The sequence below is a fragment of the Spiroplasma endosymbiont of Lasioglossum malachurum genome (genome assembly GCF_964020065.1).
In the GTDB taxonomy this organism is placed as follows: domain Bacteria; phylum Bacillota_I; class Bacilli_A; order Mycoplasmatales; family VBWQ01; genus Spiroplasma_E.
In genome coordinates, this window is record NZ_OZ026534.1 from 264,313 (window position 1) to 278,400 (window position 14,088).

The 14,088-nt window shown below is 23.8% G+C and carries 17 protein-coding genes; 7 read left to right on the plus strand and 10 right to left on the minus strand.

Annotated features, from left to right (window positions below; genetic code table 4):
* Positions 1-9: 9 nt before the first annotated feature.
* Together AACK95_RS01485 and AACK95_RS01490 are read right to left on the minus strand one after the other, a co-directional pair.
* Entirely contained in the window at positions 10-783 is a 774-nt protein-coding gene (locus AACK95_RS01485; RefSeq protein WP_338980480.1) for a type III pantothenate kinase, read from the minus strand.
* Positions 784-785: 2 nt separating this feature from the next.
* Positions 786-1,460 carry a DNA integrity scanning protein DisA nucleotide-binding domain protein gene (locus AACK95_RS01490; protein ID WP_338980481.1) on the minus strand — a complete coding sequence of 225 codons (675 nt, stop codon included), beginning with the start codon at positions 1,458-1,460 and terminating at the stop codon, positions 786-788.
* Positions 1,461-1,690: 230 nt separating this feature from the next.
* On the opposite strand from AACK95_RS01490, the gene AACK95_RS01495 reads away from it, so the two are divergent.
* From AACK95_RS01495 to AACK95_RS01505, 3 genes are all read left to right on the plus strand, one after another.
* Positions 1,691-2,236: an IS30 family transposase gene (locus tag AACK95_RS01495; RefSeq protein ID WP_338980482.1), complete on the plus strand. Its 546-nt coding sequence runs from the start codon at positions 1,691-1,693 to the stop codon at positions 2,234-2,236.
* A gap of 58 nt (positions 2,237-2,294) precedes the next feature.
* Positions 2,295-2,447, plus strand: a complete 153-nt coding sequence (locus tag AACK95_RS01500) for a hypothetical protein (RefSeq protein WP_338980483.1) — start codon at positions 2,295-2,297, stop codon at positions 2,445-2,447.
* An 86-nt stretch (positions 2,448-2,533) separates the two neighbouring features.
* Positions 2,534-3,484: an IS30 family transposase gene (locus tag AACK95_RS01505; protein WP_338980484.1), complete on the plus strand. Its 951-nt coding sequence runs from the start codon at positions 2,534-2,536 to the stop codon at positions 3,482-3,484.
* A 112-nt stretch (positions 3,485-3,596) separates the two neighbouring features.
* On the opposite strand, the gene gmk is transcribed toward AACK95_RS01505, so the two are convergent.
* Together gmk and AACK95_RS01515 are read right to left on the minus strand one after the other, a co-directional pair.
* On the minus strand, positions 3,597-4,175 hold the full coding sequence (gmk, locus tag AACK95_RS01510; RefSeq protein WP_338957663.1) for a guanylate kinase: 579 nt from the start codon (positions 4,173-4,175) through the stop codon (positions 3,597-3,599).
* A gap of 14 nt (positions 4,176-4,189) precedes the next feature.
* Positions 4,190-4,747: an RsmD family RNA methyltransferase gene (locus AACK95_RS01515; RefSeq protein WP_338980485.1), complete on the minus strand. Its 558-nt coding sequence runs from the start codon at positions 4,745-4,747 to the stop codon at positions 4,190-4,192.
* A gap of 101 nt (positions 4,748-4,848) precedes the next feature.
* On the opposite strand from AACK95_RS01515, the gene def reads away from it, so the two are divergent.
* Both def and AACK95_RS01525 read left to right on the plus strand, forming a co-directional pair.
* Complete coding sequence (def, locus tag AACK95_RS01520) at positions 4,849-5,439, plus strand: peptide deformylase (RefSeq protein ID WP_338980486.1); 591 nt, start codon at positions 4,849-4,851, stop codon at positions 5,437-5,439.
* A gap of 160 nt (positions 5,440-5,599) precedes the next feature.
* Positions 5,600-7,312, plus strand: coding sequence for a ribonuclease J (locus AACK95_RS01525; protein ID WP_338980487.1), 1,713 nt, complete (start codon positions 5,600-5,602; stop codon positions 7,310-7,312).
* Positions 7,313-7,384: 72 nt separating this feature from the next.
* On the opposite strand, the gene AACK95_RS01530 is transcribed toward AACK95_RS01525, so the two are convergent.
* The 6 genes from AACK95_RS01530 to AACK95_RS01555 form a co-directional block, all read right to left on the minus strand.
* On the minus strand, positions 7,385-8,233 hold the full coding sequence (locus AACK95_RS01530; RefSeq protein WP_338980488.1) for a hypothetical protein: 849 nt from the start codon (positions 8,231-8,233) through the stop codon (positions 7,385-7,387).
* Between the two features lie 148 nt (positions 8,234-8,381).
* Entirely contained in the window at positions 8,382-8,873 is a 492-nt protein-coding gene (locus AACK95_RS01535) for a hypothetical protein (protein WP_338980489.1), read from the minus strand.
* The gene (locus AACK95_RS01540; protein WP_338980950.1) at positions 8,874-9,569 is read right to left on the minus strand and encodes an IS30 family transposase; all 696 of its coding nucleotides are present in this window, start codon (positions 9,567-9,569) and stop codon (positions 8,874-8,876) included.
* Positions 9,570-9,572: 3 nt separating this feature from the next.
* Positions 9,573-9,824, minus strand: coding sequence for a helix-turn-helix domain-containing protein (locus tag AACK95_RS01545; protein WP_338980490.1), 252 nt, complete (start codon positions 9,822-9,824; stop codon positions 9,573-9,575).
* Positions 9,825-9,896: 72 nt separating this feature from the next.
* Positions 9,897-11,732 carry an ankyrin repeat domain-containing protein gene (locus AACK95_RS01550; RefSeq protein WP_338980491.1) on the minus strand — a complete coding sequence of 612 codons (1,836 nt, stop codon included), beginning with the start codon at positions 11,730-11,732 and terminating at the stop codon, positions 9,897-9,899.
* Between the two features lie 69 nt (positions 11,733-11,801).
* Positions 11,802-12,227 (minus strand): GNAT family N-acetyltransferase, encoded by a 426-nt coding sequence (locus tag AACK95_RS01555; protein WP_338980492.1) that lies wholly within the window; start codon positions 12,225-12,227, stop codon positions 11,802-11,804.
* Between the two features lie 116 nt (positions 12,228-12,343).
* Between AACK95_RS01555 and AACK95_RS01560 the strand changes: the two genes are divergently transcribed.
* Positions 12,344-13,543, plus strand: coding sequence for a hypothetical protein (locus AACK95_RS01560; protein WP_338980493.1), 1,200 nt, complete (start codon positions 12,344-12,346; stop codon positions 13,541-13,543).
* Between the two features lie 108 nt (positions 13,544-13,651).
* On the plus strand, positions 13,652-13,792 hold the full coding sequence (locus tag AACK95_RS01565) for a hypothetical protein (RefSeq protein WP_338980494.1): 141 nt from the start codon (positions 13,652-13,654) through the stop codon (positions 13,790-13,792).
* The last annotated feature ends 296 nt before the right edge of the window (positions 13,793-14,088 follow it).

Consider the following 14,088-nt stretch of genomic DNA (forward strand, 5'->3'; position numbering starts at 1 on the left):
TAAAAGATATTAATCTTTTATTTTATTATTACTTCTAAAATATTTAATAATATCAACTAAACCTAAAAATAACATTTGTGGTTCATAAATATATGAAAAATCAAAATAAGATTTTAAAATTGGTACACTACCTCCTGTTAAAATTACAGGTAAACTAATATTTGTTTCATTTTGAATTCTAGCAACTATACTATTAATCATTGCACTAAAACCATAACCATAACCAATTGATAAAGCATGATTAGTATTTTTACCTAACATTGATTGATAATGTTGCATTTCAAAATCAACAAGTAAAGCAGCATTATCAATTAATGCATCTTTACTTGTACTAAATCCAGGTCCAATAATAACACCAACCAAAACATCATTAACAACAACACTATAGGTAGTAGCAGTTCCCAAACTAACAACTATCGCATTGTGATACTTAGTATAAGCAGCATATGATAATGCTATCAAATCACTACCTAATTGACGATTTTCTAAATTAAGTTTTAAAGGTAAAGAACTTAGTAAATTAAAATCAACAATTAACGATTTTAAATTATATGTAAAAACAATTAATTTTTCTATTATTATTAAAAAATTTGGAACAACACAACTAATAACAGCTTCTTCAAAATGTAATTTTTTATTTAATTTAAATGCTTTTTTCAATTGAACAATTGCAGTTTTACTTTTGGTTTCTATTACTGCTCATTGTTCAATAATTTCACTATCATTAATCATAGCAATCTTAATTAATGTATTACCAATATCTACTAATAACAAACTTTTCATTATTATACTTGTTGAACCATTTCTTTAGTTGAAGCTAATTCATCATATAGTGTACGAACAAGATTATTTAAGTTTTCAACTTGTAAAAACTTACCACTACGAGCTATTGAAACAGAACCATTAGTTTCACTAACAATAACTGATACTGCATCGGTTTGCTCTGATATTCCAATAGCAGCACGATGACGTGAACCAAATTGACTAGATATTTTTTTATTAGTTAGTGGAAAATAAGTAGAGGCACATTCAATACGACCTAAACGAATAATAACTGCACCATCATGCAATGGTGAACCTTTAATAAAAATAGATTGTAATAGTTGTGAAGTTACTTCACTATCAATTTTTACTCCCAAATCAGTATATTCATTTAATGAAACATTCCTTTCAATAGTAATCAGTGCTCCAATTTTTTCTTCTGCTAATTTAATCACTGCTTCTGCTAAAACACTTGCTAACATTCTTTTTTCTGAAGTTGCTAGTAGTTTCATATGAGATTTATTTCTTGTTGTTCATCAAACTTTTTTACCACGAATAAAGGTATTCATAACTATTAAAATAAGAATTGTCATTAATAAAGAAATGGTTATTCCAAATAAAACCGCTATTTCAGCAATAACTGTTCCAATATCTGCTGAAATTACAGTCGAAATAATATTTAACGGTAATACACTCATATTAAATACCACCATTCCTTTATTTTTTGATTTCATTACTTTAATTATAAAGTAAAAAAATTATTTTTGATATTATTAGTATAACAACTTATCATAATTTACAAAATACTCCTTTTAAATTTATTTGCTGAATTATACTTGTAAGTGCAAGTAAATAAAATTGCAAAAAATTCTCATATAAAAATTTCATAATGCTAAATTTAGTTTAGAAAAAAGTAAGGAGTTTTTATATGAGTTATAAACATCTTGGCATAGATGAAAGGATTTATATTGAGAATCAATTGAAATTTAAATTTAAAATTATTGAAATAGCTAAAAATCTTAATCGAAGTATTAGTACTATTATTCGAGAAATTAATAGAAATAAAGATAATAATCATTATTTTTCATTAATTGCACAAAATAAAGCTGAAAATCGAAAACAATCACATATTAGTTTTCATAAGTTTAAAAATAAGAATTTAGTAAAATATGTACAACAAAAATTACTATTAGGTTGATCACCTGAACAAATTTATGGCAGAATTAAAAATTTTCATAAAGAGTGAGTTATTAGTTTTAAAACAATTTATACTTGAATTTATTTTGGAATGCTTGATAAAGTTACTAGTAAAAATTTAAGAAGAAAAGGTAAAAAACCAAAATCTAAAGAAAATTGTGGCAAGTTTAATGGTAAATCAATTAAAGAACGAGATATAAATGTTAATGATCGTATAACACTTGGTCATTGAGAAGGAGATACTATAGTATCATCAAGAGGCAAAGGTAATGTTTAGTAATCTGTGTAACTTACAAAAATAACTATGTTTAATTAATTCTAGTAAATATAATTAAATGATTAGAAAGAGTGAGTTACAGATGGCTAAAAAAGATAACTTTAATAATAATGATCCAATATCAAAAGCAGTAGATTTATTATTAGAAAATACTGAAGATTTAACAACAGTTTTTAAAGAAGGGGGTTTATATGCTGAATTATACTTGTAAGTGCAAGTAAATAAAATTGCAAAAAATTCTCATATAAAAATTTCATAATGCTAAATTTAGTTTAGAAAAAAGTAAGGAGTTTTTATATGAGTTATAAACATCTTGGCATAGATGAAAGGATTTATATTGAGAATCAATTGAAATTTAAATTTAAAATTAGTGAAATAGCTAAAAATCTTAATCGAAGTATTAGTACTATTATTCGAGAAATTAATAGAAATAAAGATAATAATCATTATTTTTCATTAATTGCACAAAATAAAGCTGAAAATTGAAAACAATCACATATTAGTTTTCATAAGTTTAAAAATAAGAATTTAGTAAAATATGTACAACAAAAATTACTATTAGGTTGATCACCTGAACAAATTTATGGCAGAATTAAAAATTTTCATAAAGAGTGAGTTATTAGTTTTAAAACAATTTATACTTGAATTTATTTTGGAATGTTTGATAAAGTTACTAGTAAAAATTTAAGAAGAAAAGGTAAAAAACGAAAATCTAAAGAAAATCGTGGCAAGTTTAATGGTAAATCAATTAAAGAACGAGATATAAATGTTAATGATCGTATAACACTTGGTCATTGAGAAGGAGATACTATAGTATCATCAAGAGGCAAAAGCAAATCATGTTTAATAACTTTAGTTGAAAGAGTATCACGATTTACTTTAGCAATATTAGTTAAAAACAGAACTACTAAAGTTATTAATAAAAATGTCAGTTATTATTTATCAATTCTTCCTAAAAACATTGTTAAAACTATTACTTTTGATCGTGGCAAAGAATTTTCAAATTGACAACAACTTGAAAAAAATTTAAATGTAAAAATTTATTTTGCCAATCCATATTCACCTTGACAAAGAGGTACTAATGAAAATACTAATGGTTTAATTAGAGAAAAATTTCCTAAAAAATTTATTTTTTCAAAAACTAATAAAAATGAAGTTCATAAATTTATATTGTCTTTAAATCAAAGACCGAGAAAAATATTAAATTATCTTTCACCAATCGAATATTTGGATAGAAAAATAATTTAGTTGCACTTACCTTTACAATTTAGCATTATAGTTTTCTATACTATTATATTTTTATACAAATTAACATCGTTAAATGTTTTTAATATTTAATTCTAAACTATCAAATCAAAAACTAATTAATATTATTTTTAATAATATCTGTTATTTCTTTAACAGCAATATCTAAGTCATCGTTAATAACAATATAATCATATTCATGTTGAACTTTAAATTCTTCTTTTGCTTTATTTAACCTTTTCTCAATAATTGCTTCTGACTCACTAGCACGCATACGAATTCTTTGTTCTAATTCTTGATAAGAAGGAGGCATAATAAAAATACTCATAATATCATTGCGATGTTCATAATTTTTTAAAACTTGACTAGCACCATCAACCTCAATTTCCAAAATAACGTTATAACCTTGATTTTGCAAATTTAAAACATAACTCTTACTAGTACCATAGTAATTACCAATAAAATTTGTATATTCTAAAAAATCATTACCTTTAACATGATTTAAAAAAGTTGATACATCAACAAAAAAATAATTAATGCCATCTTGTTCTTTATTACGTGGTTTTCTTGTTGTCATCGAAACTGAATATGCTAAATTTAATGATTTATCAGCAAATAATTTAGCAATAATTGCACCCTTACCAACACCACTTGGTCCAGAAAGAATAATTAATTTTCCTTTTTTTTGTGCCATTTACATTCTACTTTCTACTTTTCATAAAATTGAATTATTTTAATATATATTTTACCGTATTTTTTATTAGATACTACTTTAAAATGGAAATTTAATTGTAAATTTTCAAGTGGTACATTTGTTTCTAAAACAATTAAAGCATTATTAGCAAGTAAATTATTTTTATAAAAGAAATCAATAATTCACTGTTGACAAGTAATATTTGCAAACGGTGGATCAATAAAAACAATATCACACTGTTGTACTAGTGTTTTACTAAAAATTTGATAATCCAAATTACTTAATTTAACTTGTTCTTGTAAATTACAAGCAAAACAATTTTGATTAATAATATTACAAGCAGCTTTATTAATATCATTTGCAAAAGCAAATTTTGCCCCTCATGATAAACTTTCAAGAATTAAATTACCACTTCCAGCAAATAAATCAACAACAATTTTATCTTCAAAACTACAATAATTTAACATAATATTAAAAATATTTTCTTTAATTCGATTTAATGTTGGCCGTGTTGATAAACTATCTAAAGTAATTATTTTTTTTCCTTTTAATTTTCCAGCAATAATTTTCATGTTTTCTCCAAAATTTAGTTTATAATAACTTTATCATTAAATTTGATAAAAGCAAATTAGTTTAATTTATTATTTATTACAAACTGATGAAAGGATCTGCAATGTTAAAAAAATTACAAAACGAAGTACCATCAGCATCTTGAATTACTGAAGATACAAAACCTAGTTTATTAAAACCTTGTGCTGATGTTATTTTACCCTTAACACCTAAAGATGAAAATATTATGAAACGTATGATTGATTGAGTAAAAGCATCACAAGATAAAGAATTTAATGCTAACAACATTTTAACCGAAGCTATTGGTATTGCTGCACCACAAATTGGAGAAAATATAAAAATGTATTATATTTTATTACCAATTCCTGATAAAAATGAAAAGATTATTTACTATGAACATGCATTAATAAATCCAAAAATCATTGGTAAAAGCGAACAAATAGCTTATTTAAAAAAAGGTGAAGGTTGTTTAAGTGTAACTAATCACCCTCATGAAGGTTTAGTTCCACGTAGTTATAAAATCAACGTTACAGGTTATGACTATTTAAAAAAGAAAAAAGTAACTTTAACTGTTAGAGGTTATGAAGCAATTGTTTTTCAACATGAGCAAGACCATTTAGAAGGAAAACTCTTTTATCATCACATTAATAAGGATAATCCTTGACTTAATGATGATAAATGGATTATGATATAAAGTAGAATGATAAACTTAAGTTTTTAAATTGTTTTATTATAGTTAAATATAATATACCAAATAAGTAATAAGTAAAAACATGATTAAATTCATTACATTTTTTTATGTTATGTTTTATGTTATTTCCTTATAATTTTAAAATGAATGAAGGAGAAAAAATATGAGTGATACACCGACAAAAAATACTATGCCAGTTAAAAAGTTCGTCACGAAAATCTTTGCGCTTGGTGGGCTAGAAGAAGTTGGAAAAAATACTTATGTAATTGAACAAGATAATGAAATTATTATTATTGATGCTGGAGTAAAATTTGCTGATGCTTCTATGCCAGGAATTGAAGCAGTAATTCCTGATTATAGTTACTTAAAAGAAAATAAACATAAAATTAAAGGAATATTTATTACTCATGGTCATGAAGATCATATTGGTGGTATACCATACTTATTAAAAGAAATTAGTGATATTCCAGCTATTTATGCTCCTAACTTAGCAGCAGCTTTAATTCGTCATAAAATTAAGGACAAAGGAATAAAATCAAAAATAAAAATAAATATTGTTGATGGTAATAGTAAAATTAAAACTAACAGATTTATTATTAGTTTTTTTGCTGTTAATCATTCAATTCCTGATGCATATGGAATTTGCGTAGAAAATTCAAATGGAACTGTTGTAACAACAGGTGATTATAAATTCGATTGAACACCTTTAGGTCATAAAGCAGATATTGATAAAATGGCACAAATGGGTCAAAAAGGAGTAACATTATTTTTAGCAGATTCAACGAATGCTGAAGTACCCGGTTATACAATGACAGAAATGCTTGTTGTTAAAAGAATTAGTGAAATATTTGCTAAAGCGAAGGGCAGAATTTTAATTTCTACTTTTGCTTCTAATGTACACCGTTTACAACAAATTATTGAAGTTGCAACAAAACATAATAGAAAAGTTATTGTTGTTGGAAGAAGTTTAGAAAGAATAGTTAATGTTATTCGTCAAATGGGACATTTAAAAGTTCGTGATAGTTCATTTATTAAAGCAGAAGAAGCTAAAAAATATGATAATAATCAAATTGTTATTATTTGTACGGGTTCCCAAGGTGAACCAATGGCAGCATTATCAAGAATTGCTAATCGCGAACATCGTCAAATAAAAATTATACCCGGTGATACAATAATATTCTCTTCATCAGCAATTCCCGGTAACCGTGCTGACGTTGAAAGAGTAGTTAATAAATTAACACGATTTAGTGCGATTGTTGAAGAAAATTCACCATTAAATTGATTGCATACTTCTGGTCATGCTTCACAAGAAGAACAAAAATTAATGTTAAATTTAATTAAACCATCATACTTTATGCCAATGCATGGTGATTATCGAATGTTAAAAGTTCATAAAGAAACAGCTGTATCAATTGGAATCCCTGAAGAAAATATATTTATTTGTTCTAACGGTGATCCAATTATTATGGATAATGGTAAATGTTCTTTAAGCGATAAACGCATTGCTGCTGATCCTATTTATGTTGATGGTGGTAAAGATATGTCAGGAGTAACAACTGCTGCAGTAATCCGTGATAGACAAATTCTTTCTAAAGATGGTTTAATTGCAATTGTTGTTTCTATTGATTCACAAAATAATAAATTATTAGCACCACCAACGTTTATTTCTCGCGGTTCTTTCTATGTTCGTGATGCAGCACCTTTAGTATCTGAAGCAATATCATTACTAACAAAAGCTATTAATGAAGTATTAAAAAGCGAAAGACCTACTTTTGCTACAATAAAAAATGCTATCAAATCAACATTAGCACCTTATATATTTAAAAAGAAAAGAAGAAACCCTTTAATTATTCCTGTTATATTAAATAAAAAATAGTTTTAAAAACTATTTTTTATTTTTTTTGATATATTTTATTAAACATAATTAGCATTGAATATGATGTTATTATTAAGGGTTAACTATTAATTCTTCTCCTACAAGAATCATAACTTCACCGATTTTAAATCTAACTGTAATTTTATCATTGGCCATAAAATTACCTATTGATTTATCATTTTTTGTTACTAATAATTTTAGTGATCCTTTATTTAATAATTTTTGGATTCCAAAGATTGTTTTAACATTATCTTTAGAATTATCTAACATTGAAGTCAAATCACTCTTAATTTGAAATTTACTTACTGATTGACCTACTTTAAATTCAATTTGAAAATTACTATTAAAATCTGTTTTTTTAATTGGAAAAATATCATGACCAACTACTCCGTTTGGACTTGTTTTTATAACTACTTTATATTTATCAGTTTTTGTAACACCATTTGTAAACATTATATTATATGAACCTTTTACAATGTAAAAATCATTTTTGTCTGTTATTGGATTTAAATCAACATTAATATTTGAAATAATAGTAGTTACATTATTTAATTCTGTTTCATTAAAAATAGCATCTTCTAATTTTGTGCCACTATCAATTTTAATATTTAAGGCATTTTTTAAAAATTGAAAACTTTCTTCATCTTTAGCTTTTTTATCATTTTTAATCAAATTTATTACCTTAATATTAGTTGGATTGATTTTTCAGGTTACTTGTGATTTATCATTTTCATCAATATTAATAGTAGGCATTAATAATCCTTCACCAGTAGCATTAGTCAATTTTAAACCTTGTGAAACTTTTGCATTTAATAAATTTTCTTCGAAATCTTGATTATCACATGCAATAACTGAGCTTGTGCTAACTGTAGTTAAAGTAACTGCTGACATTAATCTTAATACCGATTTTATAATATTCATATTTTTCTCCTTAATCTTTAAATCTTTTTTACTATACCTATTATATACAATTTTTGTTATATTACATTAATTATTATTTTATTATGATTTGAGTGTTTACTTAATTAATTGTATAAATTTAATCTGTATAATTAAATGAAAATTACCTTTATATTTGTAAAGTTTGTTTATTATTAATTGTTAAAAAATTATTATCATCTTCAATTAAATTTATGTTATTTTTAAAATAATCAAAAGCATCAATAGCAACTTTATTAACATCATAATAATAATTTATAATGTTAAATCTATTTTTATTAGCATTTTTATCTTTTTTATCTAAAGGTTTAATAAAACAAGATTTTTTTCTTGATAATAAATCAATATTTTTTTCTAAAAATATTCTATCTTCTTCATTTATTTGAACTTTTGATTTAATTGCTAAAGCATTTTCTTTTTTTAGTAACATACAAGCATGATTTCATGCTGAATTCCCCGAACTATCTTTATAATCAATATCAACTGATCATTTTGTTACTAAATAAGTTACTAATTTTTGTCAATCATTTAATACTGCTATATGCAATAATGAATAATTTTCCTCTTCAAATTTTAGACTATTAATAAATTCTTTTTTGCTAAATTGTAAAGGTAAGTGCAACTAAATTATTTTTCTATCCAAATATTCGATTGGTGAAAGATAATTTAATATTTTTCTCGGTCTTTGATTTAAAGACAATATAAATTTATGAACTTCATTTTTATTAGTTTTTGAAAAAATAAATTTTTTAGGAAATTTTTCTCTAATTAAACCATTAGTATTTTCATTAGTACCTCTTTGTCAAGGTGAATATGGATTGGCAAAATAAATTTTTACATCTAAATTTTTTTCAAGTTGTTGTCAATTTGAAAATTCTTTGCCACGATCAAAAGTAATAGTTTTAACAATGTTTTTAGGAAGAATTGATAAATAATAACTGACATTTTTATTAATAACTTTAGTAGTTCTGTTTTTAACTAATATTGCTAAAGTAAATCGTGATACTCTTTCAACTAAAGTTATTAAACATGATTTGCTTTTGCCTCTTGATGATACTATAGTATCTCCTTCTCAATGACCAAGTGTTATACGATCATTAACATTTATATCTCGTTCTTTAATTGATTTACCATTAAACTTGCCACGATTTTCTTTAGATTTTCGTTTTTTACCTTTTCTTCTTAAATTTTTACTAGTAACTTTATCAAGCATTCCAAAATAAATTCAAGTATAAATTGTTTTAAAACTAATAACTCATTGTTTATGAAAATTTTTAATTCTGCCATAAATTTGTTCAGGTGATCAACCTAATAGTAATTTTTATTGTACATATTTTACTAAATTCTTATTTTTAAACTTATGAAAACTAATATGTGATTGTTTTCGATTTTCAGCTTTATTTTGTGCAATTAATGAAAAATAATGATTATTATCTTTATTTCTATTAATTTCTCGAATAATAGTACTAATACTTCGATTAAGATTTTTAGCTATTTCAATAATTTTAAATTTAAATTTCAATTGATTCTTAATATAAATCCTTTCATCTATGCCAAGATGTTTATAACTCATATAAAAACTCCTTACTTTTTTCTAAACTAAATTTAGCATTATGAAATTTTTATATGAGAATTTTTTGCAATTTTATTTACTTGCACTTACAAGTATAATTCAGCTTTTAAAAAAAAGATTTAGTTGTCCATCAATATTTTTGGTTTTTTTATTAATATAATCTTCATAATTTTGCAATATTTTAATACATTTTCTTTCTATTTTTTTTGAATAAATTCTTTCTTTATTTTTATTAAAAATAATATTCATTTTATTTATCATTTTTTTAACATTTAATAAGTTTTCTCTTTTTAAACTATTTACTTGCATGATTATCTTTTTTATCTGTCAATGATTATATTTGGTTGCAAATAATAAAGCAGTATTGCCATTTACGTCTACAACATCAATATTAGCATTATGTGCTAATAAAGTTTTAACTATATCCAAATGTCCATTTTTAGCAGCTCACATTAAAGCATTGCAACCTTTTTCATTTATACAATTAACATTTGCACTATTTATTAATAAAGTTTTAACTATATCCAAATGTCCATTTTTAGCAGCAACAATTAAAGCGGTTTCTTCAATTATATTTTCATGATTAACATTAGCGCCATTTTTGATTAAAGTTTTGACTACTTCTAAATGACCTTTTTCAGCTGCTCACATTAAGGCACTCAAACCATTGATAGTTACATGATTAACATTATTTCCATTTTTGATTAAGGTTTTAACTATTTCTAAATGACCTTTACCAGCAGCAGCAATTAAAGCAGTATAACCACAAATTTTTGTTATAGAGTAAACATTTGCACCTTTATTTAATAACAAATTAACTACTTCTAAATGACCATTCCTCGCAGTTCACATTAAAGGCGTATCACCATTTTCATTTATACAATTAACATTAGCTCCCAATTCTAATAAAGTTCTGACTATTTCTAAATGACCATTCCTCGCAGTTCACATTAAAGGCGTATAACCAAACATATTTTTTCTATTAACATTAGGATAATTTGTTAATAAGGCATTAGCTATATCTAAATAATTAGATTTAATTGCTAATATTAAAGCAGTATTACCATTTATAGAGACATGATTAATATTAGCGCCATTTGCTAGTAAATCATTAACTATTTCTGTATATCCATTTTTAGCAGCCACTAACAAAGCAGTTTCGCCATATCGATTTTCATGATTAACATTAACATTATGTGTTAATAAATTTTTAACTATTTCCAAATTTCCATTTTCAGCACTTAAAATTAAAGCAGTATTACCAAATTGTTCCTCACAACTAAAATTAGCATTATGTTCTAATAACAGATTAACTATTTTTGTATAATTTTTTTTAGCAGCTAAGATTAAAGCAGTATTACCATTTATAGAGACATGATTAATATTAGCGCCATTTGCTAGTAAATCATTAACTATTTCTGTATATCCATTTTTAGCAGCCACTAACAAAGCAGTTTCGCCATATCGATTTTCATGATTAACATTAACATTATGTGTTAATAAATTTTTAACTATTTCCAAATTTCCATTTTCAGCACTTAAAATTAAAGCAGTATTACCAAATTGTTCCTCACAACTAAAATTAGCATTATGTTCTAATAACAGATTAACTATTTTTGTATAATTTTTTTTAGCAGCTAAGATTAAAGCAGTATTACCATTTACAGATATGTAATTAATATTAGCATTATGTGCTAATAAAACATTAACTATTTTTAGATAACCTTTTTCAGCTGCTCACATTAAAGGCGTATAACCAGTTCTATCAATATAATCAATATTAATATCATATTTTAATATTTTATTAACTAAATCTAACTTTTTATTTTTAATAGCATCTATCATTTTTGCTTCTTTGTTATTAATATTTATATTTATTCCAAATATTTCTCTAACTCACTCAAACATATTCTTTTCCTTTCATTGTTTTTAAAAAAACAATGTATTTAAAATATTATTCTTTAAAATTTACCTTCATTATATATTTTTTTCCATTTTACAATGTTTAATTCCAGCGTCCAAAAATATTTCAGAACAAACTTTATAACCCAAATTTTTATAAAAATTTAGTGCTTGAATTTGGGCATGAAGAGATATAACTTTAAATTGATTTTTAATTGCAACTTTTTCCATAAATTCCATTAATTTTTTACCAATACCTAATTTACGATATTTTTGTAATATACACACTCTTTCAATTTTTACAATATCTTCAACTTTTCGCATTCTACTAGTAGTTATTGGTTTATTATTATCATCAAAAACTAAAAAGTGAATCGATACATCTTCAAATTGATCAATTTCTTCTTCAAAAGGAACCTTTTGTTCATTAACAAAAACTTTTTTTCTAATCAAAAATGTTTGTTCTAACATTTCAATATTATTAACTATTTCAATTTTCATAGTTTTCTCCTTAAATATAAATAATATTTTAAATTAATTATATAATTAATTTTTAATTAGTGCTACAATTTAAGTAAGCGATTTTAAAAAATATTTTTTTTGGGGGGGAATAAATTTTGGAAGGACAAAAAATTCAATTTAAAAAATTACGACCGCATAATTTTTTGGGAGGGCAATATTTTGTTTTATTATTTTTTTGAATAATATTTATTACATTACTAATTACTGCATTAGTCTTATTTTTAAATAAAAGAACAAGAATTGATAAAGAAAATAATGTTAAAGAACTACTAGAACAAATTGCTAATACAAAACAAGAAAGTGACAAAACTCCTTTCTATAAAAAATTAATGGATATTTATTATCCATTAATTGATTTTTCATTAATGTCATTTATTTTTACTAAACATGATGATTCACCAATAAGTGACTGAGGAAGCGCATGAACACAACGTTTAAATAGCATTAATACTGCTTATTCATATATCTTTATTACAATTTTAATCGCTTTAATCGCTTTACTTTTTTATATTATTATCATTATTAAACTTTATCGTCGTCGAGCATTTCAAAGAAAATATGGTTTAACAACTCAATTTGCAAATGATTATCCAATTTATGATATTAAAATGTATCTAGATTTTACAGTTAATTTAGCTATTGTTTTTAGTTTTTTCAATTTTCTAACAACTATCATTGTATTAATTTATGGTATTATCTTGGTATTAACTTCTTATTTCTTTTGATATATTTTAAAAATTAAAACAGAAATATTAATTATGCATAAATGATGAAAAACACCAAACTTTGCTTTATTTTTATCTGTTATTTTATTTCAAAATGGTTATACTTTATTAAAATCAATATTTGCTCAAAAGTTTAATGTTAACTTAGACTTAATTTTATCAATTATTTTACCAATTGGAACAATTACCATCTTCATTACCTTATTAATCAAAAATATGCTTAATTCACAAGTTACAACAGTAAAAAATGCTATTAAAACAATTGCTGCTAAAATTAGTGCTTTTCAAATTTTCTATTATACACAAAAAGAAAAATCTTTAGAAGACTACATGTTTGTTAGTCAATTGCCAACACTTGTTCGTATACCATTACAAAATAATAGCATTAATACCAAACAAGCAGTAACGCTAATGGCAACTATTGATGAAACAATAATATTTTTTAAAAAACACTTTCATAAACCAAAAGAATTAAACTATATGCTTTTTCACTTATTTAATAGAATAACTGATATTGAAGAAATTGAAGAAATCAAAAATAATATTCTTAAAATAGAAAAAAATAATTAATCAAAATTTAACAAAAAAAGTTTTAAAAATAGTTAATACTATAGAAAATAATAAAATTTGTTATAATTGAGTAGAGTAATTATGATATGAGGAAAGGAAGTTATATACATGTGACCATTTAAAAAAAAGGATAAAACTGGAGAAGCAAAAGATCAAAAAAAATGTGATGGTTGTGGGAAAATGAAAAATTCATCTGAATGTACTAAAGCAGCAGATGGTAAATGTTTGTGTAAAGATTGTGCTAAATAAATATATTAAATAAGTGTGTTAATGACACACTTATTTAATATATTTAGAAAGGAAGGATATAATGAAATGATTCAATAAAAAAACAAAAAAACTGATGATGAATCTTTAACAAAAACTGTAAAATGTTTTGATTGCGGAATGATGTTTGAACCTTTTGACATTCTTGATATAAAAGAAGGAAAATCTTTATGTAAAAAATGTTTCATTAAAGAAGAAGAAAAATAAATTAATGATATGTTTAGCAAAACACATTTTTTATTATTTAAAATAAAATAAATAACTATTTTCACAATATT